The organism is Thiomicrorhabdus immobilis (assembly GCF_021654855.1).
Lineage (GTDB): Bacteria > Pseudomonadota > Gammaproteobacteria > Thiomicrospirales > Thiomicrospiraceae > Thiomicrorhabdus > Thiomicrorhabdus immobilis.
Genome location: NZ_AP024202.1, coordinates 1,368,510 through 1,394,924 on the forward strand (window position 1 = coordinate 1,368,510; position 26,415 = coordinate 1,394,924).

Here is a 26,415-nt window from a genome sequence, read left to right on the forward strand (position 1 = left end):
ACTATTTTTTCATCCATTCTTCAATGGCATCAGCGGCCAACTCAGAAGCATTTTGCTTAAGTTGGTGGTATTGATGACGAAACGCATCGACCTGACGCTCCCTAAGTTGAGTATCCACAACCAAACGCCCCATATTAAAGGCAATTTTATCCGCAGTCGCATTCTCTTGAATCAATTCAGTCACCAACGGTTTGTTTGCCAGAATATTCGGCAAGCCTATCCATTGAGTGGTGGCTAAACGCTTCATTAACCAATAAGAAATCGGGTGCACGGCAATCGCCAACACGAGTGGTTTTTTCATCAATGCACACTCTAAGGTGGCGGTTCCCGAGGTAACCAAAGCCTGATCACAGGCTTCCAATACATCACGAGATTGACCAAGGAAAAGCTTGATTTTTAAACCCTTTCCAAAAGAGTTGATGGATTGTTGCACACGTTCGAGCGCCTTTTGATGAACACAAGGAATAGCGAATTGCATGGCTGGATAAATAATCGCCAATTTCTTTGCCGCTTGTATATAGACATCCGACATTCTCTCGATTTCACTCATTCGTGAACCTGGAAGGATGGCGGTAATGGAGTCGTCAACCGAAAACCCCAACCGTTGTTTTGCGACACTGGTATTGGGTTCTTCTGGAAATTGGTTGGCAATCGGATGCCCAACAAACTTAACCGGAATGCCATAACGATGGTAATAATCAGGTTCAAACGGAAACAACACCAAGACACCATCCACAGCCTGTTTGATTTTGGCTAAACGTTTCTCACGCCATGCCCAGACCGAAGGGCCTACATAATGAATCGCGGTAATGTTTTTGGACTTTAAAACAGACTCAACTTTGAAATTGAAATCTGGGGCGTCAATGCCGATAAAAACGTTAGGCTGAAGCTCGATCAGACGCTTAATCAGGTTTTTTCTGATCTTAAGAAGAGACGGTAAGTGTTTGATAACTTCAAAAAACCCCATAACCGAAAGCGCTTCCATCGGAAACCAACTTTCAAAACCTTCAGCTATCATCTTAGGCCCGCCGATACCAACAAAACGAGCGTTGGGATAACGTCGTTTCAAGCTACGAACCAAGTCGGCACCCAAAGTATCACCCGAAGATTCACCTGCTACCATTGCGAAAACAGGTGACATTAGTAATGGAGTTTGTGGATTATCTAACGATGCCACGTTGAGATTTTTTTAGAAATACATTAAGAGAATCCAAGGTACCTTTGTCATCATTGATGAGCTCTAACTCATGTAAAGCTTCCTCTAAACGGTTCCCGGTTCTATATAAAATTCGGTAGGCTTTTTTGACCAATGAAAGTTGGTCCTTATCAAAACCACGACGTTTCAGACCTTCGAGATTGATGCCACGCGGACCAGCTAGATTACCTGAGACAACCACAAAATTCGGTACATCTTGGTTGATCACACTTCCCATGCCACAAAAGCTATGCTCACCGATATGGCAAAACTGGTGTACCAAGGTATAACCACCCAAAATCGCCCAATCATGAACAACAACATGACCCGCTAAAGCCGCCGCATTGGCGAAAATACAGTGACTACCGATGATACAATCATGGGCGATATGGACACCAGCCATCACCCAGTTATCATCACCGATAACTGTCTTGCCAATATCCTGAACGGTACCACGATTGATGGTAACGTTCTCTCTAAAGGTATTATTATTGCCGATTTCTACCGTAGTCGCTTCACCTGCATACTTTTTATCTTGGGGAGCCGCGATGGATACAAATGAAAAGAAATGGTTATTCTCTCCAATAACCACATCACCTTCGATGACCACATGAGAATCTAAAACAGATCCTGAGCCAATACGAACATTACCCTCAATGACACAGAAAGGTCCGATTGTTACATCAGCCGCAATCTGAGCTTTAGGATCTACAATAGCGCTTGGATGAATCAAAATTAAACCTTTCTTTCAGCACACATTAAGTCTGCAGAGGCGATCAATTTGCCGTCAACAGAAGTGGTACATTCAAATTTCCAAATACCGCGCTTATTCCCCAATGCTTTGACTTCAAAATCCAAACGGTCACCAGGAATAGCCGGTTGTCTGAAACGGCAATTGTCTACCGCCGCTAAGTAATACATCGATGAACCATCCGGTTTTTCCGCTTGTGAACGGAAAGCAAGGATACCGGTACACTGAGCCATGGCTTCGATAATCATAACGCCCGGCATAATCGGATTATTCGGGAAATGTCCAGTGAACTGCGGTTCGTTAAATGTTACATTTTTAAACGCCGTTAGTCTTTTACCCGCTTCAAAATCCGTCACTCTATCAACCAATAGAAATGGGTAACGATGCGGTAGATATTCAAATATTTCTTTAACTTCCATTGTTTTAGTCCAGTAACATTAATTTTAAATTTTTAATTCGAGAGTATATCAATCTGCTTTTGCAGTGCTTTGACTTGTTTGGCCAATTTATCTAATTGGCGAACCCTAACACTGTTTTTTTGCCAATCCGATGCCTTAATCGCGGGAAATCCGGCATAAGCCCCCGATTCGGTAATATCGTGGGTAACCCCTGCTTTGGCTAAAAAATGGACATTATCGGTTATTTCGATATGCCCCGCAAAACCAACCTGTCCGGCAACCGTACAATTTTTACCCAGAACCGTACTACCTGCAAAACCAGCTTGCCCCGCAATTGCCGAGCCTGATCCGATTTTGACATTATGGGCTAAATGTACTTGGTTATCGATAATACAGTTGTCTTCGATGATGGTGTCTTCGATAGCCCCTCTATCAACCGTAACATTATTTCCGATTGAGACATTATTTCCGATAATAACGCGGCCGACTTGAGGGATTTTAAACCACTGCCCTTGATTGTTAGCCCAACCAAAACCATCCCCACCAATAACGGCACCCGCTTCGATGATGACATTATCTCCAAGTGAACAGTGATGGCAAATCGTCGCATTAGAGCCAATACGGCACTGTTTACCTAGGGTTGTAAATTCCTCGATGACACAGCCTGCCGCCAAGTAACTACCACTCTCAATCTTAACCCCTTGTTGAACGACAACATTTTCGCCGATATATACGTCATCACCCACTATGGCATCTTGGTGAACGACTGCGCTAGGGTGTATAAAATTGGAGGCCGGCTTAAGAGGGTTTAACAACTGGGCAACAAGTGCATAAACGTAATAAGGATTATCCACCAATAGATGGGCTACATGGGTAGCATCAACCATCTTTTTATTAAGTATGACCAGGCCTGCCTGGGTTGTTTGAAGATAATCTAGATATTTTTTATCTGTTAAAAAAGAGACCTGGTCAGCTCGAGCGTTATCCAAACCAGAAACTTGATTAATCTCTATGGAATCATCACCCACAAAATCATAATCAACCCCATTCTCAGCTAGAAAAGCCAGTATTTTATGAAGCTGCACTCAGAACCCCAGGCTATTTATTAAATTCAGAACGCTGTTTAGTGCTGACTGTTTTTAAATGATTTAAAACATCGTTGGTGATATCGATTCTTTCATTGGTATAGGCAATACCTTCATATAAAATCAGATCAAACCCTTCTTTCTTACCAATGGTCTTGATTGCTTCATTAACGACATTCTGCAATTTTGCCAGTTCTTCATTTCTTCTTAGGTTAAGCAACTCTTGAACATCATTGCGACGACGCTGAATTTCACGTGTCAGCATAGAAATCTCACGTTCCTTAGTGACTTTTTGAGCATCACTCATAACGCTTTTATTTTTTTGGTAATCAGCCTGCTGTTTCTCCAACTTTCCAGCCAAACTTTTAAGCTCTGCCTGCTGTGGTGAAAACTCCTTTTCTAACGATGCTGTTGCTGATTTTGCTTGTGGCGCTTGTTCAAGTAACAAAGCAACATTCACCACTCCTAACTTAACACCTGTATCGGCTAAAGATACCGTTGAAACTGCCATCATAAAAACAGCAAAAGTCAGTTTTAAAAATTTCTGCATTGAGTCCATCCATCCGTTTTTTAATTTTTTATATGCATCCTGGAATTCTACCTTAAATAAAATCCCGATGTATACAAAGACGATGATAAATTCATCTTATCGCCATGCTCTTTGGCATCGTTTATTCAATACTTAAAAACCACCACCCAGCGTAAACTGGAAGGTTTGTAGTTTATCAACCGATGACGTATAAGAAATAGGCTGGGCGATACTGAAGGAAAGCGGTCCAACCGGAGTAATCCAAGAAACCCCCAGCCCCGTTGATGAGCGTAACTCACCCACTTCCAAATTATCCAAGCTATCAAATACGTTACCGAAATCAAAGAACCAACTCATTCGCACATTACTTGAGTCTTCAATAAAGGGAACCGGGAAAACCAACGCGGCGGTACCGGTTAATTTAACACTACCCCCCTTAGGTCTATCCGAACCATCCTTTGCTAGGTCATAGGTTTCACCCAATGAGTTAGGTTCAAAACCTCGAACCGAGCCGATACCACCTGCATAGAACTTCTCGAAAAACGGTAATTCAGCTGTATCGCCATAACCATCACCAAACGCCAAACCAGTCTTCAACTGTAGGGTGAAGTTTTTACTCAATGGCTGGAACCAGCTCTCGTTTGCATACAGTTTATAGTAAGTCATATCGGATGTTGAAGGCACAACGGCTTCAAGAGACAAAGAGGTTTTCTGACCAGCGGATGGGAAATAGAACGCATTGGTCGTATTGTGACTCCAGCCGATTGACGCAATCAGTGAATTGGTCGATTTTCCATTCAAATCAACATAATCACTACAAAAACTAAAAGTATCTGAGCAAACTAAATCCTGTGAATCCAACTTCAAACCATACGTCAAGGAGTCATTTTCACTTAAAGGATAACCCAAGGTCAGTCTTAACCCCATGTTATTGGTTGTATAATCCGCAATATCCAACTCGTTGGCATCAATTTCACTGTAATAGAAACCAACACCCAGGCTCACACCATCATCGGTAAAATAAGGATTGGTGACCCCGATATCGGCCGATTTTTTTGCCGCACTGGTCGCCACGTTAAAATTCAATTTGTGGCCACTACCGATAAAGTTACGCTCGGAAACACCCAAATTGAAACTGACGCCGTCCAACTGGGAATAACCGATACCTGCTGAAAAAGAACCGGTTGGCTGCTCTTCGACCTTAACAACCAAGTCAATCTGGTCTTCAGATACTCGTTTCGTTTCGATATCGGTACTCTTAAAGAATCCGACACGCTGCAAACGCTCTTTTGATTGACGAACCATTTTTAATGAATAAGGCGCACTTTCATATTGGCGCAACTCTCGACGAATGACATGGTCACGTGTACGGGTGTTTCCTTCGACTTCAACACGTCTAATGTAGACACGTTTTTTAGGCTCTACCTTAAAAGCTAAAGAAACCGTATTATTCTCTTTATTCAATACCGTTTCTGGTACCACTTCGGCAAACGCATAACCTTCCTCACTTAGGCGGTCACGTATTGCATTCACTGATTCAATCACCTTACTGCGAGAGAACACATCACCTGGGTTGACCTTGGTTAAGGATTTCAGCTCTTTTTCTTCAACAATCAGCTCGCCAACATAGGCAATATCGGCAATCGTATAATTGGGGCCTTCAGACATGTTAATGGTGGTAAAGACCTTGGTCTTATCCGCTGAAATACTGACTTGTGATGAGCGTATCTTAAACTCCGCAAACCCCCTATCAAGATAGTAGGATTTTATCGTTTCAATATCTCCTTCCATCTTAGGTTTGGAATATTTATCGCCACTGCCAAATGCGACATTCTCCGTCATTTGCATTTGCGATTTAAGGCGTTGGTCAGAATAAATCTTATTGCCGACCAAGTTAATGCGACCAATGGTAGCCGGCTCACCTTCTTTGATATCGATCTTCAGCTCTACACGATTTCGAGGCAACTCGGTTGTGACAATATCGATTACCGCGGCGTAGTAACCTTGGTTCTGATAACGACGTTTCAAATCAACAACAACGTGATCCATTTGCACTTGATTATAGATACGACCTTTTTTAATCCCTAAACCATCCAAGGCGGTTTTAAGCACATCGGTTTCAATCAAAGAGTTACCAACGATTTTAATCTCGGAAATAGATGGGCGTTCCACCACCTTGATAACCAAGGTCCCGTCATCACGTTTATAAAACGACACATCCTGAAAAAATCCTGTCTTATATAAACGCTGGATGCTTTCTTGAATTTGGTCACGGTTTAATTCTTTACCTGGTGATACCGTCAAGTAACTATTGATTGTTTCAAAACCAATCTTATTAGCACCTTCTACTTCAACGTTTTTAACGGTAAAAGCATAAGCTAGACTCGGGGTGAACAATACAGAAGCGATTGCTGCCGACAAAATAGTATTCGTAGATTTTTTTTGAAACATATTAACCATGAGATATTCTTATTACATCATTAAATAAGGCCACAAACGTCAAGCTGACGATAAACATCAACCCAACCGTCTGTCCAACCACCATTACTCGCTCACTCACCGGTGAACCCTTAATCATTTCGATGAGGTAGTAGACTAAATGCCCCCCATCCAAAACTGGAATTGGTAATAGATTTAAAATACCAATACTTAAACTCAATAACCCTACCAAACTTAAAAAAGCCACCAAACCAGTTTGAATTGCCTGCCCTGAAAACTGAGCGATACTGATTGGTCCCGATAGATTCTTGGTGCTGACCTCGCCTATTATCATGCGCTTAATCATCACGACACTCATAATAAACAGATCCACACTGCGCTGATAAGCCTTCTCAACCGCATTTAAAAAACCATATTGGATATTCACGGAATATGGTTTAAACGTCTGCTCATCAATCAAAACCCCCACTCCCATCTTGCCGATAGGCGGGCTGTTTTCTTGCTCGGCTTTCTCAAGCTGCACAAGTGTATCAAAAACAGCTTGGTTGCGTTCAAAGACAACCTGGATAGAAGCCCCAGGATTTGCCTGCACTACTTTAACAAAGTCTTGCCAGGACTGAATAGGCTTTTCATTGATTGTTAGGATTTTATCCCCGTTAAGCATACCTGCTTTATCAGCCGGACCCTTCTCGATGACCTCACCGATTACAGCCGGAATTAATGGCTTTGCTGGCACAAACCCCAAACGTTCCAACCAATTCTGTTCGGGCTGGTTAATATCAATCGAAGAGAGTGACACCCCATCAACCTTGATATCTCGACCACCATCAACTTGCTGAAAACTAAAACTGACACGCTGCTCGCCATTAGCCAAAGACTGCAACAACTGTTGATGCACCGTTTGCCAACTATAAACATCTACATCATTAACCTTACTGACCACCCAGGCCTGTTGGCTTTCAAAATCAACAATGTTTTGCTGTGCAAGCGCATGCTGTAACGGAGAACCGGCTATAACACTGTTTGAAATCGGTTTCATTCCGCTTACGCCGACCATATACATGGCCGTAAACGCAAACAGGGCAAAAACCAAGTTCACAAGCGGTCCGGCAGCCACAACGGCAAAACGTTTGTAAACCGATTGACGGTTAAATGCCCTATCGACATCTTCTGGCGCAACATAATCTTCCCGTTCGTCAGCGAACTTCACATAGCCGCCTAACGGGATTTGGGCAATCACGAATTCTGTTTCTTGGCCTTTACGACTATAGATAGGCTTACCAAAACCGATTGAAAACTTAAGCACTTTGATATTGAACCAGCGTGCGACTTGATAGTGCCCCCATTCATGGATAGTGACAATCAAGCCCATGACCACTACGAATCCGAGTAACGACCAAACCACACTCATCGATCATAAACTCCAACAGCTATCACTTGAAACTGTAAACAACCATGTTCTAACATCAACACTACACAGCCACACTATAGTGCCAAGCTAGATACAGCATTGGCACAGCAATCAACAAACTGTCAATCCGGTCCAATATACCACCATGCCCAGGTAGGATATTGCCACTGTCTTTTAACCCGACCTGACGTTTTAAAACACTTTCAAACAGGTCGCCAAAAACCGAAAACAGGGCAATCAACGTTAATAGAAGCCCTAAAAAGACCATTGGGATTTTCAATGTTGGCTGAAGGCTATACAGAACGATCAAGGAGATTATCAATGTCAATAAACCGCCTCCGACAACCCCTTCCCAAGTTTTACCAGGGCTGACATGAACTGCCAATTTAGTTTTACCGAAACGTTTACCGCTGAAAAAAGCTCCGGTATCAATCGACCAAACAAGCAACAGGCTCAATAATAGAATCAAAGGTCCAAATTCGCCCCTAAATTGCGCCATAGCAACAACAAACAACACAATCGACAAAATCCCGGTAAGCAATGTAAACCCAACAGAGCTACCTTGCGATAGACCTTTAGCCAATTGGTAACGACTGACAACCGAAATCAAAATTAACGATTCCAACAGCGTTAATATAGCGATATTCTGCATAATCAAATGGTCAACCGCATAATTCGCACCAACCACAACAACCAAGGCATAGGTTAAACGTAATGCAGGTATTTTAATTTGAGCAAAAGCACTCCATTCCCAAGCCGCAATAAAACCGATAAATAACAACACACCCTTCCAGACACTGTCCGTTGAATAGAATAGCGCCCAAATGGAAAGCGCAACTAAAACCAGTGCGGTAATCACTCTTTGTTTTAACATTATTTATTTACCTGCTCGCTTGTTTGGCCAAATCTACGCTCACGTTTAGAAAAAGATTCGATGGCCATATCAAGTTGTTTTTCGTCAAAATCAGGCCAAAGCGCGTCTGTAAAATAGAGTTCCGCGTAGGCCATTTGCCAAATTAAAAAGTTACTGATTCGCTGTTCACCACCGGTGCGAATCAACAGATCTGGCTCCGGTAAATCAGCTAAGGCGACAAAATGAGTTAAATCATTTTCACTTAGGTCATGGATTGTTTGAGCTGGGTTGGCAAGTTGCCACTGCTTGACAGCTTCAACGATATCGGCACGACCACCATAATTGGCAGCGATACTTAAGACCAGGCCTGTATTGTTTTGAGTCATCTGTTCCGCTAATACAATGTGCTGTTGGATTTCTTCACTAAAAGCGGAACGATCACCAATAATGCGTAATTGCACATTATTTTCCGAGAGTTTTTTAACCTCTTTTTGCAATGCTTTTAGAAACAATCCCATCAGTTTGTTTACTTCATCCTTAGGGCGTTTCCAGTTTTCGGTACTAAAGGCAAACAAGGTCAAAGCTTCGATCCCGATTTCAGAACTATAAGAAACAATGCGTTTAACCGCATTCAAACCCTTTTGATGCCCGACAAAACGGGGTAAAAGGCGTTTTTTTGCCCAGCGTCCATTACCATCCATGATAATGGCAATATGTTTAGGCAAATGCGGGTTTTTAACGATTTCTGACAAAACAACTCCAAGAAACAAATAAAAAACGGCCCTAGAGTCGTTCCATTACTCTAAGGCCGTTCCATGTAAGCAATTACAAAATTGACGATTACAATAAAACCCGTCAATTATGCCGCAAATGCGTATAAATATCGACTTAATTTTGCTTTTATACTTCCATCAAACTCGCTTCTTTTTCCGCCAGCAACGCATCGACTTTTTTAACCGCATCATCGGTTAACTTCTGAACCTGGTCCTCTGAACGGCGAGCTTCGTCCTCTGTGATCTCTTTATCTTTCAATAAATCCTTAACATCACCATTGGCATCACGACGAACATTACGGATGGCTACTCTTGCATTTTCAGCTTCTTGACGAGCAACCTTAGTTAAATCACGACGACGCTCTTCTGTCAAAGCTGGCATTGGAATGCGCATCATATTGCCATTAGTCACCGGGTTTACACCCAGGTCAGACATCATAATCGCTTTTTCAACCAAGGAAACCATCGGCTGCTCCCAAGGCTGAACCGTCAAAGTACGCGCATCTTCAACATTGATATTTGCCACCTGACTTATCGGAACCTGTGAACCATAATAATCCACCGTTACCGCATCTAGAATACTAGGGTGAGCACGACCGGTACGAATTTTCGCAAAGTTAGCCTCTAAGTTTTCAATAGACTTTTGCATTCTCGATTTAGCATCATTTTGAATTTCTGTTAGCATAATTTTATTCTCCTGCACTTACCAAGGTGCCTTCATCTTCACCTTGAACAATTCTAATTACCGCATCATCCTTAAACATATCAAAAACGCGGATAGGCATCTGATGGTCACGACATAAAACAAACGCCGTCATATCCATCACCTGTAGATTTTTCTGAATGACATCATCATAACTCAAAGTTTGATAACGTGTCGCTTTAGGATCTTTAACCGGATCAGCCGTATAGATACCATCAACCTTAGTCGCCTTTAAAACGATATCGGCATCAATTTCAATACCACGTAATGCCGCAGCGGTATCAGTAGTAAAAAACGGACTACCCGTACCCGCGGCGAACACTAACACCTCACCGTCCGCCAGCTGTTTTTTTACAACATTTGCATTAAAACCTGAAGAGACCCCTTCAATACTCATCGCTGAAAGCACCTGAGACTTCATCCCCATGCTCTCGATGACATCCCTTAAAGCCAAAGCATTAATCACGGTTGCCATCATACCCATATGGTCACCGGTAGTACGCTGAATACCAGAACCTTGAATTTGAGCACCACGAAAAATATTTCCACCACCAACGACGATACCAACCTCAACACCTAAATCACGCAATGATTTAACTTGCGCCACAACACTTCTTAATGTGCCGGCGTCCAAGCCAAAATCACCCTCACCCATTAAAGCTTCACCACTAAACTTTAACAATATACGTTTATATTTAAGTGCCATGTCCCATCCTCTAAGTTCTTATCCAAAGCGTTTTATAAGTACCTGCATCAACCATTGATAAACCAATCAATTCAAAAACTTATAAAAAACTTTACAACGTATTTATTCAATAAATAACACATACAAAAAAGCCATAGCGACCTCACTTTTCAGTAAGAATCCGCTATGGCTTCATCAATCCAACTGAATTAACCAGTTACAGCTTTAGCTGCCAAAGCAACTTCATCTGCAAAGTTAGTTTGTTCAATCTCAATCCCTTCACCCACTTCTAAACGAATGAAAGTTCCAACTGTCGCACCATTAGACTTCAATAGGTTTTCAACAGTTTGATCTGGGTCTTTAACAAAAGACTGACCTAGAAGCGTAATCTCACCAACGAATTTACGCATACGGCCCTCAATCATTTTTTCAATGATTTCCATTGGCTTACCAGAAGTTTGCGCTTGTTCGATTTGGAACGCACGCTCTTTCTCAACCACTTCAGGATCTAGATCTTCAGAAGATACTGCAGAAGGCTTAGCCGCTGCAACATGCATTGCGACATCACGTGCTAGAGCTTCATCACCACCTTCTAGACTGACAACCACACCGATTTTTTCACCGTGCTTGTATTGACCAATCTGACCAGTAGTTTCGATTAACTCAAGACGACGAACACCCATGTTTTCGCCGATTTTAGCAATCATTTCGCGACGTCTTTCATCAACTGTCTTTCCAGAAGCCATTGCCATACCCATAACCGCGTCAATATCAGTTGTGTTGTTAGCTAGTGCGATCTGTGCGATTTCATCTGCAAACTCATTAAACTCTTCGCCTTTAGCAACAAAGTCCGTTTCACAGTTAACTTCAGCAATCGCCGCTTTTTTCTTATCATCAGAAAGTGCAATCGCAACTACACCTTCAGCTGCAACACGACCTGCTTTCTTGTCTGCACCAGCCATACCCTTCTTACGAAGAAATTCAATTGCCGCATCCATATCACCGTCAGTTTCTGACAATGCTTTTTTACAATCCATCATACCTGCGCTTGTAATTTCACGCAGTTCTTTAACCATTGCTGCTGTAATAGCCATTTTTTAAATCCTTATTTAAAGAAAATTTAATTAAATTTGGCCTGGTAAACAAAGCTACCAGGCCTGGTTTCTTACGTAATTAAATTATTGAGCTGCGTTCTCTTCAGCTTCAACAAAATCATCACCTTCAACTGCAGTCGTGATGGTAGCTTTACCTTCATTGATTGCATCTGCAGCAGCAGAAAGATATAGAGAGATTGCACGGATTGCATCATCGTTACCAGGGATAACATAATCAACACCACGTGGATCGTTGTTAGTATCAACAACACCAATAACCGGAATACCTAGGTTTTGTGCTTCTTGGATAGCAATTTTTTCATTACCAGTATCGATAATGAAAATTGCATCAGGCATAGCGCGCATATCTTTAATACCACCTAAAGAAAGCTCCAATTTTGTTTTTTGACGACTTAAAGTCAAAGCTTCTCTTTTAGTGATCTTTTCAAAAGTACCATCTTGTTCCATTGTTTCAAGTTCTTTTAGACGCTTGATAGACTGCTTGATAGTTTTGAAGTTAGTCAACATACCACCTAACCAACGGTAATCAACATAAGGCATTCCACAACGCTGTGCTTCTTGAGCCACTAGCTCACGTGCCGCCTTTTTAGTACCAACAAATAAAACCTTACCTTTATTTGCAGCGATTCCGCCCATCATGTTTAACGCGTCGTTAAACATTGGTAAAGTTTTTTCTAAGTTAACGATATGAATATTGTTACGTGCACCAAAGATGTACTCAGACATCTTAGGGTTCCAATAACGTGTCTGGTGACCGAAATGAACACCAGCTTCTAGCATTTGACGCATGGTTACTTTTGCCATGATTTTTCTCCAATATAGTTTGGGTTAAGCCTCCGTCCACCCCATAAAACGAACTAAAATAGCTTTAACTAAAGAAAGTTATTTAGCACCCCGTTTTATGTGTCGGTAAACGTGCGGATTTTCTGTTAAAATTCCTCTCATTCGAAAGGCGCGGCATTTATACCATATCCAAGCCAAATTAACAATTTAAATTCATTAATTCCTTAACTATTTACACCTTGTTTATAGAACAAACAAATAGCAATCTAAATTAAAAGTATTAGTGAATTCACAAACAATAAAGAATCGTTTCCATGACCATAAAAATCAAAACTGCTGAAGAAATTCAAAAACTGCGTATTGCTGGAAAATTAGCCGCCGATGTATTAGAAATGATTGAGCCATATGTGGTAGCCGGCGTTTCAACAGGTGAACTCAACTCAATCATGCACAAATATATGACAGAGGTTCAAAACACCATACCAGCAACCTTGAATTACCACGGTTTCCCGGCATCGAGCTGCATCTCAATCAACCAGGTAGTCTGCCACGGCATTCCTGATGACAATAAAACCCTCAAAAAAGGTGACATTGTGAATGTCGATGTCACGGTGATTAAAGACGGTTACCACGGCGATACCAGCCGCATGTTCGAAATCGGCGAAGTTAAACCTTTCGCCAGCCGTCTATGCCAAGTTGCCCATGAATGTCTATGGTTAGGTATCGAACAAGTCAAACCCAATGCCACCTTATATGATGTTGCTTTTGCGATTCAACAACATGCCGAAAAAAACAATTACTCGGTAGTGCGTGAATACTGTGGACATGGTATCGGCGCTGACTTTCATGAGGAACCACAGGTATTGCACTATGCCTCACCTGAACTCAAGGAAATTGTGTTAAAGCCCGGCATGGTATTCACCATCGAACCCATGATCAACCAAGGTAAAGCGCCGGTTAAACTCCTTGGCGACAACTGGACCGTTGTCACCAAAGACAGAAAACTATCCGCCCAGTGGGAGCACACACTAGCGGTGACCGAAAACGGTTATGAAATATTCACCTTAAGAACGGATGAACAACCTGTTTTACCATAGTAAACTCATTTAGCTCAGTTAAACTAAACAGATTCTAAGCAATCATTCACCAATCGAGTTCAGATCATGACGGATAACGCCAGCATACCCAGCTTTATACAATCGCTATTGAATGAGGAAATCCCTCTTTTTGAAAAGATAAAGCTCGGTAGAGAGGTGTTATCCCGTTTCAGCAACTACCAATTCGACCAGTTTGAAAAAGGTGCCGCTGTTTCTGAGCTGATAAAAGAAAGATCCACATTCATTGACCAATTTCTAAAGAAAATCTGGCAAACCTTAATTCCTGAAAACGCCGGCACCTTGATTGCAGTTGGTGGTTATGGACGCGGAGAGCTTCACCCCTATTCAGATATAGACATTCTCATTTTGTGTGACGAAGTCAAACAAAACCAGGAGGAGCTTAGCCGTTTCATTACCTTTTTATGGGATTTAGGCTTTGATGTAGGACACGCTATCCGTACCATAGAGGATTGTAAGGTAGCAGGCTTAGAGGATGTTTCTACAGCAACCAATCTACTTGAATCACGCTGGTTGACTGGGGATTACGAACGTTTTCAAAAACTGCAAAAAATCTGGAACGACACGCCCATCTTCTGGGAACGTAAAGAATTTTTCAAAGCCAAGGTTAAGGAACAAAAAAAGCGTCATCAACGCTTTAATGACACCATCTACCAGCTTGAACCCAATATCAAGGAAAGCCCTGGTGGACTGCGCGACATTCAAACGATTTACTGGGTGGCAAAACGCCACTTCAACGCCAACTCAATCAATGAACTGGTACAGAGAAACTTTTTAACCACCGAAGAGTTCCTCGAAATCGAAGCCGCCTATAAATTCCTAAACCGTGTTCGATTCGCATTACAGCACAGTAAAAGACGCCGAGAAGATCGATTGCAATTCGATTCTCAACAGTCTATCGCCGAGAGCTTCGGTTACAGCAACAATGATGAAAAGATGGCTGTCGAGCAGTTTATGAGCAGCTATTATCGCAATGTGCATAATGTCGTAAAGTTGAATGAAATATTGTTACAGCATTTCCGTGAAGTTCTGTTTGATGATGAAAACACGGAAATCAAACCGATAAATACCCACTTCAATATTGTTAACAACTATCTAGACATTGCCCATCCCAAAGTCTTTTTAAAGAACCCTACCGCTTTACTAGAGTCATTCATCATATTAGAAACACTTCCCGAACTTGAAGGCTTGCGCTCCAACGCCATCCGCTCGATACGCGACCACCTCTATTTGATCGATGACAATTTCCGTAAAGACCCCATAAACAAAGCGTTGTTCATGGAGATTTTCAGGCAGCCCAGCGGGGTCAATGCCGCCGTGAAACGTATGCATAAATACGGGGTTTTGAGTGAATACTTACCGGTATTTAAAAAAATCACCGGTTTGATGCAGTTCAATATCTTCCATGCCTATACGGTAGATGACCACACCATTTTAGTCATCCGCAATTTAAGACGCTTTTTTGTTGACAAATTCACCTACGAATTTCCAACGGCTCATCAAATAGCCAAAAACCTTTGCAAACCTGAAATTTTATTTTTAGCCGGATTGTTTCACGATATCGCCAAAGGCCGTAACGGTGCACACGAAGTTTTAGGGGCCATAGATGCATTAGAGTTTGCCGAAACCCATAACCTTTCTAAAAAAGATGGCGAGATGATCAGTTGGTTGGTGCGCTATCATCTAGACTTCTCCAGTATTGCCCAAAAGAAAGACTTATCGGATCCTGCCGTGATTCAACATTTTTCCAAACTTGTTGGAGACCAAGAGCATTTAGACTACCTTTACCTGCTGACGGTAGCCGATGTCTGCTCTACCTCCGCCGATGTCTGGAACGATTGGAAAAACTCCTTGTTTTTAGAGCTGTATGACGAAACCTCAAAAGCGCTCGCCTTAAGTATCAATACACCTAAAGACCGACAGAAGAAAGCTTTGCAAACCCAAGAAAAATCAAGAGAAATCCTTGCCAAGCGCGGTATCGCATCCGTCGAATTCAACAACCTCTGGAAAAGCTTTGCCAACAGTGATTTCTTTAGTAAACAGAACCCGAACGAAGTCGCCCGCATCACCAAACTCCTCTATCAATGCAATCACGAAGAAAGCCATATTTTCTTAGAAGAACAATCTCAACGTGGTGCCTCGGAACTGATTATCTACATGCCGGATAGAGACTACCTGTTTGCCTATATCGCCAATGCATTGGACTCTTTAGGTACCGACGTGGTGGAGGCTCGAATTTTCAGTAGCACCGACCATATGACGTTGGTGATGATCTACTTCCTGAATAGAGATACCCACGACTACTTGGATAAAAGCCGCCATTTCGAGGTGATTGATAAGATTAGAACCCAACTTACTCGAGATGAAATTGAACCACTAGATACAACTAGCATGCTGAAAAATCGTCGCACCAGGCACTTTGATACCCCAACCGAGATACTGTTCACTCAAATCAATGATTCATTGACTGAACTGAGCATCACCACTAAAGACTCACCAGGCCTGCTCGCTCGAATTGGCTGTGCCTTAAAGACTGAAAACATTCGCTTACACGATGCCAAAATCCATACGGTCGGTGAAAAAGCGGAAGACGTGTTTTTAATCAGCAACACCCAAAACCAAGGAATAAAGAGCAAGGAACGTCAAACCAAGTTAACCGAAGCGCTACTTGAAATGATTGAACGTGAATAGAAAACCGAAGCCAACTGACCAGGCCTGGTCAATTGAATTTTAAAACCTAAATTTTTGACAGAAAATCAAGCCGTCGCATACTCAAACAATTCAAAAGCATTATCATCCAAGTCTTTGCAAAACAACGCCTTTCTACCCGACTGACTCAAAGTGAAAGCCCACTGCATAGCCGTCAGCTTTTCCACAAATTCCGCTATGGAATCCACACGTAATGCAAAATGGAAATCACGTCCGCCATGCTCTGGTCGCTGGGTTGATTCATTGGGGTTATCCAATTGCATGATATGCAAGCTCTGCCCGGCATGTAAATCGACCCAATAACCTGGAAAACCTAGGTTAGGTCGTTCCAATAGCTCAACCCCCAACAAGGATTGATAAAAACCCAAAGAAGCTTCAGCATCCTTGACAATAATACTGACATGATCCAATCCAATAACTTTTGCCACAAAAACCTCTTAAATCAATTTATTTAGCCGGTGAACAGTCGTTACATCAACCATAAATGAACAACACTAACAATCCAATTAGCGCATTATAGCAAAAGCCGAGAAGGACAAATGTGATTGAAAGGATTAAGAGACGTGTTACAGATAGTTTAGGAATTAGGAATCCGTTACTCAGCCAGAACAGCCGAGTAACGATCATTTTCAAATAAAGAGATTATTTGAAAACATGCTGACCAATTAGTCGTTACTAAATCAGTCGTTGCTATGTAGTGTGCTGTTTAGCCCACTCCATAAGGTACCGTCAGTCATGATTGCTTCAACCGCACCGGTTTGGCTATGACGACGGAACAGCAGTTTTGACTGGCCAGAAAGTTCACGGGCAGAAACGATTGAACCATCAGGCATTTTCACTTTAGTACCTGCCGTGATATACAAACCAGATTCAACAATACAGTCATCACCCAAAGAGATACCAAGACCCGCATTGGCACCCAATAGGTTTCTTTGCCCCATAGAGATGACCTGCTTACCACCACCGGAAAGTGTTCCCATAATGGAAGCGCCACCACCAATATCAGAGTTATCCCCGACAACCACACCGGCACTGATACGACCTTCAACCATAGAGTTACCTAAAGTACCCGCATTGAAGTTTACAAAACCTTCATGCATAACCGTTGTACCTGGAGCAAGGTGTGCTCCTAAACGAATACGATCCGCATTACCGATACGAACACCTTCAGGAATCACATAATCCGTCATACGAGGGAACTTATCGATAGACGTTACGTTCAATTGATGTGCTTCACCGGCAATCGCTTCACGCAAATTTTCAACTTCTGATGGCAAAACAGGGCCGGCACTTGTCCAAGCTACGTTGGTCAATAGACCAAAAACACCATCTAGATTGATTCCGTGAGGTTTAACGGCACATTCAGACAATAAGTGAAGACGAAGATAGGCGTCTTCAGCTGACTTTGGTGCATCGTCAACCGAAGCAATCTCTACCGTTACAAAATCACTTTTAATCAAACCCGCCTTTAAAGCCAAACAGTTACGGGCGATCTCTTTATTAGAACGGGGAAACCATACATCCAAAGTTACGCCAGTTTTAGAATCGCTATAACGGTGTCCAATTCGCTTGATTGTCATAATGCTATCTCTCAATAATTGTTAAAAATAAATAAACAGATAAGTATACCTTCTCTGCAAGACAACGGACACTTTATTAAGGCAAAATTAAGACAAAAACAGAAAATTTAACCTGGCTAAATCCCCTAACTTTACTCTAAACACACTAAAATAGTGCGTTATATTTTATAATTACGCAAACACAACTATCCGAGAGTTACTCCATGAAGATGTACGGCATTCCAAATTGCGATACGGTTCGCAAAGCACAAAAATTTCTAGACAATGAAAAAATCAGCTATCAATTTCACGACTTCAAAAAACAAGGGCTCAGCTTAGCAACCATTCAAAACTGGCTGGAGTCACAGCCGATAGAAGTCTTGGTCAACAAACGTAGCACCAGCTGGAAACTCTTGACTGAAGAGCAAAAAGAAAAACTGATGTCAAAAGAGGATTTAACGGTATTAACTGAAATGCCAACTCTGATCAAGCGCCCGGTATTAGAGACAAACTCGGGGATTTTAGTGGGCTTTAAAGCCGAAGAGTACCAAAAGCTTAATGGATAAAACTGATTTTTATTCCCGCGCTTTCCAAAGCCGATTCACTCAAAATCAATTTGCCTATTTATCACTTCTCAAATAGGCATTTAAAGCCTAAAATGGGCTTTCAAACATAGAACTAAAGATACTAAACATGACAGAAACCATCCAGCTAGCCCAAAAACTCATTCAAATAGATTCGGTAACTCCAAACGATAAAGGCTGCCAAAAGATCATCGCCGACTATCTTAGCCCGCTTGATTTCAAAATCGAAAACTTGAAATTTGGAGATGTCGATAATCTATGGGCTCGCCGTGGAACTGAGTCGCCATGTTTTGCCTTTGCCGGTCACACGGACGTTGTTCCAACCGGCCCAGAAACTGCCTGGACACACCCGCCCTTCTCTGCGCATATTGAAGGCGACATGATGTTTGGGCGCGGTACCGCCGATATGAAAAGCTCAATCGCATGTTTTATGGTCGCCAGTAAACGTTTTGTGCACAACTACCCAAACCACAAAGGTTCTATCGCGTATTTGATTACCAGTGATGAAGAAGGGCCCGCGGTTGATGGAACCGTTAAAGTGGTGGAAACCTTGGAAGCGCGTAATGAAAAGATTGATTACTGCCTAGTCGGCGAACCATCCAGCAGTAAGAAACTGTGCGACTCGATTAAAAACGGTCGCCGTGGCTCTTTAAGTGGTCATTTGACCGTTAAAGGTATTCAAGGGCATATTGCTTACCCTGAACTTGCCGACAACCCGATTCACAATGTCGCTCCTGCCTTGGAGCAACTGGTGCAGGTTCAATGGGATCACGGCAATGAATACTTTCCACCGACCTCTTTCCAGATTTCCAATATCAACGGCGGAACCGGAGCGACCAATGTGATTCCTGGTGACGTGGTCATCCAATTCAATTTCCGTTTCTCGACCGAACACTCTCCCGAATCTTTACAGGAAAGTGTTCACGCGATATTAGACCATCACAACCTGGAATACACACTTGACTGGAACCTATCTGGACTACCATTCATCACTCCTGCGGAAGGCGAGTTGATTCAAGCGATTAGCAAAGCCTCAAAAGCGCAGTTAGGTTATGAACCAGAGCTTTCCACCGGCGGCGGCACATCAGACGGACGTTTTATTGCTCCGACCGGTGCCCAAGTCATTGAACTTGGCCCGCTTAATGCAACCATTCATAAAATTGACGAACAAGTGAGTGTCAGCGATTTAAACCAATTGACCGAACTTTATTACCAGACTTTAGTGAATTTATTGGCTGAATGATGTTTATGACAATTAATGCTTAATTTGGTTTTAGCATGCATGATCAACGCTGCCTGTTAACACCAAACATTCATAAAAAGAGCTTACTATGACGGAATCAGAACTTCCAACCTCCATTCAGTTTCTTCTGATCGCTATACAACTTGTGGCTTTAGGGGTGTTTCTCTACTTTGTGATACCGCTTGTTAAGAGTGAGGATTGGAAGGCAAAGTTTATCGATAATAAAACCGCTCGCTCGATCCTTATCGTATTTATTCTCATTCTTAGCTTTGTGTGGGGTTTAGGGGCTTTTTTCGATGCATTTTTTCCCGTTGAAGAACTCAAATAAAAAGCGACCAGGCCTGGTCAGACTTTCAACCCTAAAAGACATCGCAAAATACCTATTCAATATCCCTTATTTTTTATAAGTATTGTTACCCTATTGACTGTAAAGTTTTTATAGATGGTTTAGAATGGATTCAACTATTATCAATTGCCACTAGGATCTACCATGAATATTGCAAAAACGATTTCAGAAACCATTTTAGGACAAGATGTCACGGTTGAAGAGTGTGAAACCCTTTCTGCTGCGGTGACCAAACGTAACTTAACGGCCGGTGAGGTTTTATTTGAACCGGGAACTAAAGATGAAACCTTATACCTATTGATTAGCGGTAAACTTGAAGTCATCAAGGTACTTGGTAATAACAAAACCATCCATATCGACACCCTTAAGGAAGGTGCCATGACCGGTGAATTAAGTTTTATAGATGGCAACACCCATACCATGCGTTTAGTGGCCAAAAAAGACTCTGAAGTCTTGATGCTGCACAAAGACGCCTTTGAATCCTTAGTGGAGAAAGAGCCAATGCTGACTTACCATGTGATGCGTTCGATCCTGCGTTATTCTCATGTGATGCAACGTAAGATCAACACTAAGTATTTAGAGATGCATCGCATGGTACAAAATCAATATACCGCTGAATATTGATTGCCACGAAAACGCACACTAGAGTTAATACCCTAGTAATAAAAAAGGAGGCACAAGCCTCCTTTTTTATCGAATCTAAAACACCTTAGACAATGGCGATTATCAACGCCCCCTATTCCAAATATAAACTACATAAACCGCCAAAGAGACAATCACCATTGGCCAGAGATTCTCTTCTGAAACGAGGTTTGAAGCAAACACCACAATAATCGCAACCGGTGTAATCCATTTCAAAACCACTAAGAAAAGTTTCATCATCCCAGCTGTTAAGGATAACTCTTGCTGACGGGTTTCATCTTTAAAGACCCAAGCGACAAACACCGCCATTAACAGCCCGCCTAAAGGCAACATAATATTAGCGGTGATAAAATCGATTGAATCAAAGAAAGTCCTATCCGCCAAGAAGTGAACATCAGCCCATTCATTGAAAGAAAGAACCGTTCCGATACCGATAAACCAAATTAAACCGCCCAATATCCAAGCCGCCTTGGTACGCTTGATCCCCCAGTTTTGATCAAACCAGCTCACTGCGGGTTCAATCAAGGAAATTGAAGAACTGAAAGCCGCCATAATCACCAAGGCAAAAAACAAAGTCCCAAAAAACCATCCCCCGGTCATTTCACCAAATGCGACTGGTAAGGTTTGAAACAGTAATCCTGGCCCTGCTCCCGGCTCTAAACCATTGGCAAATACAATTGAGAAGATGACCAGGCCTGCCAATAAAGCCACCGCGGTATCGGCAAAAGCGATCCACAACCCCGCTTTGACAATAGAATAGTCTTTTTGCAGATAAGAGCCATAAACCATCATGGTTCCCAAACCGATACTTAAGGTAAAAAAGGCATGGCCCATGGCAATCAAGACCGCTTGCCAAGTCAATTTGGAAAAGTCTGGTGCAAACAAAAAGTTAAAACTTTGAGCAAATGCCCCTGTGGTGGTGGCATACCCCAATAAAACCAATAAAATCAAAAATAGACCGGGCATCATAAAGTTAATGGCTTTTTCAATTCCGCTCTTAACCCCTTTAGAGACCACAATCACCGTAAACAAACTCACCAGCGTATGCCAAAAAAGCAGTTCGAAAGGGTTGGCCAACAAATGACTAAAATGCTCACCGACACCTTTGGCATCAATACCAATGAACCCGCCTTGTAGACTTTCTACAAAATAGGCAACCGCCCAACCTGCAATCACGGTGTAAAAAGAGAGGATTAAAGCACCTGCCAAAACGCCATTGAAACCCAATAAAGTCCATAAACGACTGGCACCATTCTCTCTAGCGATATTCGCCATGGCTTGTACTGGGTTGGCTTTTCCTGAACGTCCCATAGCCAATTCTGAAAACAGCACTGGAATACCAATCAACAAAATACACGCCAAGTAAACAAGTACAAACGCGCCGCCGCCATTTTCTCCAGTTATGTAAGGAAATTTCCATAAATTACCCAAACCAACAGCGGAACCGACAGCGGCCATAATAAAAACCGTTTGAGACGACCAATAATCTTTAGAAAGTTTTAACTGGCTCATTCATCTTCCTTTATAATAATCTCAATTTAAAACTCATTATACACAAGACTGATATGCACATTCAGGCCAACCACTCCCTACTGCCCTACAACACTTTTAACATTAATGTTAAATCGCAATACTATATAGAAATCAGTAAACAAAGCGATATTCTCACCCTAAGAAGCGACCTTAAAATGGCCTCTTTGCCTTGGCGCATTATTGGCGATGGCAGCAATATCCTGTTTACCCAAGATATTGAAGGGGTGGTTGTTCGCTGCACCTATGACAAACTCAAGATCGTTAAAGAGGATGATGAGAATGTTTGGTTATCCGTCGGCGCGGGAATGAAGTGGCATGATTTAGTGACCTATACCGTGAAGCACGATTGGTGGGGATTGGAGAATCTAGCGCTTATTCCTGGTACCGTAGGTGCTGCTCCGGTGCAAAACATCGGTGCTTACGGTTCAGAAGCCCGTGACACCATCACCCGTGTGCAAACCTTGAATATCTATGATGGTCAACGAATCGAGTATCGTAATGCCGATTGCAAATTCGGCTATCGAACCAGCATATTCAAACAAGAATTCGTCAATAAACTGCTGGTACACCGTGTGACCTTTCGCTTAAGAAAGCTGCGTTTCGGTAAAGCCAATTTAGTTTATGAGCCGCTTAAAAATGCCTTGAGTGATTATTCCAAAGAGAGTCTGACACCACAAATGGTTTATGATGCGGTCGTCACCATTCGACAAAACCGCTTGCCCAATCCAGAACGTCAAGGTAATGCGGGAAGTTTCTTCAAAAACCCAATAATCGACCCCGATTATTTTGAAACCCTTTTGGCTCAGTATCCAGACATTCCTCACCATAAAACCTTGGACGGTAACTATAAAATCCCAGCCGCATGGTTAATCGAGCAGACGGGATGGAAAGGCCGCTCACATGGTCACTCTGCCGTTTCCGCTAAACACGCCTTAGTTCTAGTGAACCTCGGTGGTGCCAAGGGTTCCGACATTGTCGAACTTTATCAGCTCGTTCAGGAAGATGTGAACCATAAATTCGGTATTTATTTAGAGCCCGAAGTCATTGTTATGTAAAACAATACCTTGCATTTTTTTAACCGGGAAAAATCTTCGCTAACGATTTCGTCAATTTAAAGATTTACTCCCTGAATAGCTTGGCGATGAACACTTACACATCTTTGGTCGGAATATTCGCTTCAATCATGCTTTCGATGTCTGAGTTTTGAATATGTAATGTACGGGTTGGGAACGCCATTTCCGCACCATGTGCTTCAACGATATCATTAACCTTCAATAAAACGTCTTGTTTGATTTCGTGAAACTCAATCCAATTGGTGGTTTTGGTGAACGTATAGATAAAGAAATCCAACGACGAAGCGCCAAAACCGTTGAAATTTACAATCAAGGTTTGTGTATTATCAATATCATCATGTTCTTTAAGCATCTCTTTAACTGCCGTTATGATTGCCCGCATCTTACTGGCATCCGCATAACGGATCCCCATGGTCTCTTTTATCCTGCGATTGGTCATGCGAGATGGGTTTTCAATGGCAATATTGGCAAAGATACCATTTGGCACATACAACGGACGTTTATCGAACGTACGGATAGTGGTTCTGCGCCAGCCGATTTCCTCTACGGTTCCTTCAATCTCTTTATCAGGAGAGCGAATCCACTCACCGACCGTAAACGGCTTATCCATATAGAGCATCAAACCACCAAATAGATTGCTTAACAGGTCTTTGGCAGCAAAACCGATGGCTATACCACCTACCCCACCAAAAGCCAGCAATCCGGTCAAACTCACACCAAACGCGTTTAAGAAGAATAGCCCCGTTAAGATGAACACCAACAAACGGATGATTTTTGCAAAGGCTTCTACCGTGACCTCATCCAAACGCTCGTCGCCTCGTGCCAACTCTTTTAAATGAAACTCCAGACGTTGCACTAGACGAATCGCAAACCAACCAAAAGAGAGGGTTAATATCGTCTCTTTAAAAGACAAAATATAGGGCACTAAATTGGTATAAACCTCAAAATGGTTGATGCTGGTTGTCAACATCAAGACCAGCCCCGTCACCCAGATGAAGAAAGAAGCCGGCGATCTAGCGGCATCCACAAAACTGTCTACCCAAACATGTTCGGTTTTTAATAGACGATAGTGAACAATCCGCAAAACATAACGCTGTACGACATCCAAAATCATGGTGACGGTTAGAATCGATAAAAGCAATAACAGCCAAACCTGTCCACCAAAAAGTATCACTAAATCCGTCCAGACTTGTGTTAACCATTCCATTTAAATTAAATCCTGTTGATCTTGTTGTTGATTGATTCTATCGACGACAGAAACCGCCGCTTGCCACAAAGGGTCATACTGTAACTTGGAATATTCGAATTTGCCGTGTGCATGCAAACGGATCAAACGTGCATGCGACAAGGTATTTGAGTGCCAATGCACTTTACTGAGCACCTCATCCGCCGCAACAGGGTCATTACAGACCAGCACCAAATCGCAACCCGCTTGCAAGGCGTTGGCCACTCTTTCAGGAGCACTGCCAAATTCCGTAGCCGCTTTCATACTCATATCATCACTGATGATAGCGCCTTCAAAATGGCACTGTTGACGCAACACTTTTTGCAACCAAAACTCAGAAAAGCCCGCCGGATTTTTATCGACCTTAGGGTAAATCACATGGGCGGGCATCACCGCATCGACACCATTCTCTATCAAACGAAGAAACGGCTGTATATCGTGTTGCTGAATTTCAGCTAAAGAGCGGTTATCAACCGCCACTTCTAAATGGGTATCCGCCTCAATAAAACCATGCCCAGGAAAATGTTTGGCCACCGATGCCATACCCGCTTTACGCATGCCGTTCATCAAGTGAAACGCTAAATGACCTACCGCAATCGGATTGGCATGAAACGCTCTGTCACCAATCACTTTGCTACCGCCATAATCCAAGTCCAAGACTGGCGCAAAACTAAAATCCACGCCCACCGAGAGAAGCTCCGCCGCCAGCAACCATCCAAATTTTTCGGCCGTTTCAAAACTCTGCTTCTGGTCTTTCTCATACAGTTCGCCCAACACACGCATTGGAGGTATATGGGTAAAACCGCTTCTAAAGCGCTGTACACGCCCACCTTCATGATCCACTCCAATCAACAGCTTTGGATGGCGTAAATCGTGAATCTCCTGGGTCAAGCTTTTGATTTGTTCAGGCGATTCAAAATTCCGGCTGAAAAGTATCACCCCTGCAACCATAGGGTCCATTAAACGTTCAATTTCGTGAGCTTGAAGTCGTACGCCTTCAATGTCCACCATAACACTACCTAATGACATGGATTTACCCGCTACGTGTTGCATTGTTACCCTTTAATCCTGTATCTGAAACTGTATTAAAATAAATGAAGCATATCATACCCAAAAACTGGATTGTAAACACAAGCTTAACCCTACTGTAATATTCATTGATTACCATTGTGAGAAAAATAGAAGGAAAAATGAATGGCTAAACTGATTGGCATTGCAACACATCAAGACTCTAGAGGTGAAATCCACACTCACAATGAGATTCAAATCTCCCTGGAAACCGGATTGGAAAAAGACTACCAAGGTAAGAAAAACCCTAATACGAGTGTAACCCTACTTTCTAAAAAAAGCTGGGAGCTTGCTTGTGCACAAGCAGGTAAAGAGCTTAATTGGACCGAACGCCGTGCCAATTTATTAATCGATGATATCGAATTCTCAGACTTGATGGTTGGTCAGCAGATTCAGATTGGCAATGTCTTGCTAGAAATCACCAAAGAAACCGACCCTTGTAGCCGCATGGATGAACTGCAACCTGGCTTGAAAGAGGCATTATCCCCAGATTGGCGTGGAGGAGCGCGTTGCAAGGTTTTGCGTAAAGGTGAAGTCACCATCGGTGACAAGGTGACCATCCTAAAGCGCTTTTAAACAGCTAGTACTCTTATCTCAC

Annotated in this window: 26 protein-coding genes; 8 read left to right on the top strand and 18 right to left on the bottom strand. The window is 42.5% G+C overall.

Going from position 1 to position 26,415, the window contains the following annotated elements; genetic code table 11:
* Position 1: 1 nt before the first annotated feature.
* The 13 genes from lpxB to rpsB form a co-directional block, all read right to left on the bottom strand.
* Positions 2 to 1,177 (bottom strand): lipid-A-disaccharide synthase, encoded by a 1,176-nt coding sequence (gene lpxB, locus L6421_RS06175; protein WP_237260552.1) that lies wholly within the window; start codon positions 1,175 to 1,177, stop codon positions 2 to 4.
* Positions 1,161 to 1,928, bottom strand: coding sequence for an acyl-ACP--UDP-N-acetylglucosamine O-acyltransferase (gene lpxA, locus L6421_RS06180; RefSeq protein ID WP_237260553.1), 768 nt, complete (start codon positions 1,926 to 1,928; stop codon positions 1,161 to 1,163). Before lpxA ends, lpxB begins: the two co-directional genes overlap by 17 nt.
* 2 nt (positions 1,929 to 1,930) lie before the next feature.
* Positions 1,931 to 2,365 carry a 3-hydroxyacyl-ACP dehydratase FabZ gene (gene fabZ / locus L6421_RS06185; protein ID WP_237260554.1) on the bottom strand — a complete coding sequence of 145 codons (435 nt, stop codon included), beginning with the start codon at positions 2,363 to 2,365 and terminating at the stop codon, positions 1,931 to 1,933.
* Between the two features lie 32 nt (positions 2,366 to 2,397).
* Complete coding sequence (gene lpxD, locus L6421_RS06190) at positions 2,398 to 3,429, bottom strand: UDP-3-O-(3-hydroxymyristoyl)glucosamine N-acyltransferase (protein WP_237260555.1); 1,032 nt, start codon at positions 3,427 to 3,429, stop codon at positions 2,398 to 2,400.
* Positions 3,430 to 3,442: 13 nt separating this feature from the next.
* On the bottom strand, positions 3,443 to 3,979 hold the full coding sequence (locus L6421_RS06195) for an OmpH/Skp family outer membrane protein (protein WP_237260556.1): 537 nt from the start codon (positions 3,977 to 3,979) through the stop codon (positions 3,443 to 3,445).
* Positions 3,980 to 4,111: 132 nt separating this feature from the next.
* The gene (gene bamA / locus L6421_RS06200) at positions 4,112 to 6,379 is read right to left on the bottom strand and encodes an outer membrane protein assembly factor BamA (protein WP_237260557.1); all 2,268 of its coding nucleotides are present in this window, start codon (positions 6,377 to 6,379) and stop codon (positions 4,112 to 4,114) included.
* Positions 6,380 to 6,410: 31 nt separating this feature from the next.
* The gene (gene rseP / locus L6421_RS06205) at positions 6,411 to 7,808 is read right to left on the bottom strand and encodes an RIP metalloprotease RseP (protein ID WP_237260558.1); all 1,398 of its coding nucleotides are present in this window, start codon (positions 7,806 to 7,808) and stop codon (positions 6,411 to 6,413) included.
* Between the two features lie 61 nt (positions 7,809 to 7,869).
* Positions 7,870 to 8,682: a phosphatidate cytidylyltransferase gene (locus tag L6421_RS06210; protein ID WP_237260559.1), complete on the bottom strand. Its 813-nt coding sequence runs from the start codon at positions 8,680 to 8,682 to the stop codon at positions 7,870 to 7,872.
* A complete protein-coding gene (gene uppS / locus L6421_RS06215) occupies positions 8,682 to 9,413 on the bottom strand; it encodes an undecaprenyl pyrophosphate synthase (protein ID WP_255695469.1) in 732 nt (243 codons plus the stop codon). Before uppS ends, L6421_RS06210 begins: the two co-directional genes overlap by 1 nt.
* Positions 9,414 to 9,561: 148 nt before the next feature.
* Positions 9,562 to 10,119, bottom strand: coding sequence for a ribosome recycling factor (frr, locus tag L6421_RS06220; RefSeq protein WP_237260560.1), 558 nt, complete (start codon positions 10,117 to 10,119; stop codon positions 9,562 to 9,564).
* Positions 10,120 to 10,123: 4 nt separating this feature from the next.
* Positions 10,124 to 10,843 carry a UMP kinase gene (pyrH, locus tag L6421_RS06225; RefSeq protein WP_237260562.1) on the bottom strand — a complete coding sequence of 240 codons (720 nt, stop codon included), beginning with the start codon at positions 10,841 to 10,843 and terminating at the stop codon, positions 10,124 to 10,126.
* 188 nt (positions 10,844 to 11,031) lie between these two features.
* Entirely contained in the window at positions 11,032 to 11,916 is an 885-nt protein-coding gene (gene tsf / locus L6421_RS06230; RefSeq protein WP_237260564.1) for a translation elongation factor Ts, read from the bottom strand.
* An 84-nt stretch (positions 11,917 to 12,000) separates the two neighbouring features.
* Positions 12,001 to 12,741: a 30S ribosomal protein S2 gene (gene rpsB, locus L6421_RS06235; RefSeq protein ID WP_237260566.1), complete on the bottom strand. Its 741-nt coding sequence runs from the start codon at positions 12,739 to 12,741 to the stop codon at positions 12,001 to 12,003.
* Between the two features lie 293 nt (positions 12,742 to 13,034).
* On the opposite strand from rpsB, the gene map reads away from it, so the two are divergent.
* The gene (gene map, locus L6421_RS06240) at positions 13,035 to 13,817 is read left to right on the top strand and encodes a type I methionyl aminopeptidase (RefSeq protein WP_237260567.1); all 783 of its coding nucleotides are present in this window, start codon (positions 13,035 to 13,037) and stop codon (positions 13,815 to 13,817) included.
* Positions 13,818 to 13,883: 66 nt separating this feature from the next.
* Positions 13,884 to 16,526 carry a [protein-PII] uridylyltransferase gene (gene glnD / locus L6421_RS06245; RefSeq protein ID WP_237260570.1) on the top strand — a complete coding sequence of 881 codons (2,643 nt, stop codon included), beginning with the start codon at positions 13,884 to 13,886 and terminating at the stop codon, positions 16,524 to 16,526.
* Positions 16,527 to 16,591: 65 nt separating this feature from the next.
* Here the strand turns inward: glnD and L6421_RS06250 are convergent, their stop codons facing one another.
* Together L6421_RS06250 and L6421_RS06255 are read right to left on the bottom strand one after the other, a co-directional pair.
* Positions 16,592 to 16,972: a VOC family protein gene (locus tag L6421_RS06250; protein ID WP_237260572.1), complete on the bottom strand. Its 381-nt coding sequence runs from the start codon at positions 16,970 to 16,972 to the stop codon at positions 16,592 to 16,594.
* Positions 16,973 to 17,224: 252 nt separating this feature from the next.
* Positions 17,225 to 18,124 carry a DapH/DapD/GlmU-related protein gene (locus L6421_RS06255; RefSeq protein WP_255695470.1) on the bottom strand — a complete coding sequence of 300 codons (900 nt, stop codon included), beginning with the start codon at positions 18,122 to 18,124 and terminating at the stop codon, positions 17,225 to 17,227.
* A gap of 203 nt (positions 18,125 to 18,327) precedes the next feature.
* On the opposite strand from L6421_RS06255, the gene L6421_RS06260 reads away from it, so the two are divergent.
* From L6421_RS06260 to L6421_RS06275, 4 genes are all read left to right on the top strand, one after another.
* On the top strand, positions 18,328 to 18,669 hold the full coding sequence (locus L6421_RS06260; RefSeq protein ID WP_237260574.1) for an arsenate reductase: 342 nt from the start codon (positions 18,328 to 18,330) through the stop codon (positions 18,667 to 18,669).
* A 127-nt stretch (positions 18,670 to 18,796) separates the two neighbouring features.
* Positions 18,797 to 19,930, top strand: a complete 1,134-nt coding sequence (gene dapE / locus L6421_RS06265; RefSeq protein ID WP_237260576.1) for a succinyl-diaminopimelate desuccinylase — start codon at positions 18,797 to 18,799, stop codon at positions 19,928 to 19,930.
* Between the two features lie 88 nt (positions 19,931 to 20,018).
* A complete protein-coding gene (locus L6421_RS06270; protein WP_237260578.1) occupies positions 20,019 to 20,258 on the top strand; it encodes a hypothetical protein in 240 nt (79 codons plus the stop codon).
* A 162-nt stretch (positions 20,259 to 20,420) separates the two neighbouring features.
* Positions 20,421 to 20,900: a Crp/Fnr family transcriptional regulator gene (locus L6421_RS06275; protein WP_237260580.1), complete on the top strand. Its 480-nt coding sequence runs from the start codon at positions 20,421 to 20,423 to the stop codon at positions 20,898 to 20,900.
* A gap of 102 nt (positions 20,901 to 21,002) precedes the next feature.
* Here L6421_RS06275 and L6421_RS06280 read toward each other — a convergent pair whose 3' ends face one another.
* Positions 21,003 to 22,430, bottom strand: a complete 1,428-nt coding sequence (locus tag L6421_RS06280; protein WP_237260582.1) for a sodium-dependent transporter — start codon at positions 22,428 to 22,430, stop codon at positions 21,003 to 21,005.
* A gap of 53 nt (positions 22,431 to 22,483) precedes the next feature.
* Here L6421_RS06280 and murB point away from each other — a divergent pair, with 53 nt between their 5' ends.
* A complete protein-coding gene (gene murB, locus L6421_RS06285) occupies positions 22,484 to 23,506 on the top strand; it encodes a UDP-N-acetylmuramate dehydrogenase (RefSeq protein ID WP_237260584.1) in 1,023 nt (340 codons plus the stop codon).
* Between the two features lie 94 nt (positions 23,507 to 23,600).
* Here the strand turns inward: murB and L6421_RS06290 are convergent, their stop codons facing one another.
* Entirely contained in the window at positions 23,601 to 24,731 is a 1,131-nt protein-coding gene (locus tag L6421_RS06290; RefSeq protein ID WP_237260586.1) for a mechanosensitive ion channel family protein, read from the bottom strand.
* Positions 24,732 to 25,802 carry a beta-N-acetylhexosaminidase gene (gene nagZ, locus L6421_RS06295; RefSeq protein ID WP_237260589.1) on the bottom strand — a complete coding sequence of 357 codons (1,071 nt, stop codon included), beginning with the start codon at positions 25,800 to 25,802 and terminating at the stop codon, positions 24,732 to 24,734.
* A 141-nt stretch (positions 25,803 to 25,943) separates the two neighbouring features.
* Between nagZ and L6421_RS06300 the strand changes: the two genes are divergently transcribed.
* A complete protein-coding gene (locus L6421_RS06300; protein WP_237260591.1) occupies positions 25,944 to 26,393 on the top strand; it encodes an MOSC domain-containing protein in 450 nt (149 codons plus the stop codon).
* Positions 26,394 to 26,415 lie beyond the last annotated feature (22 nt).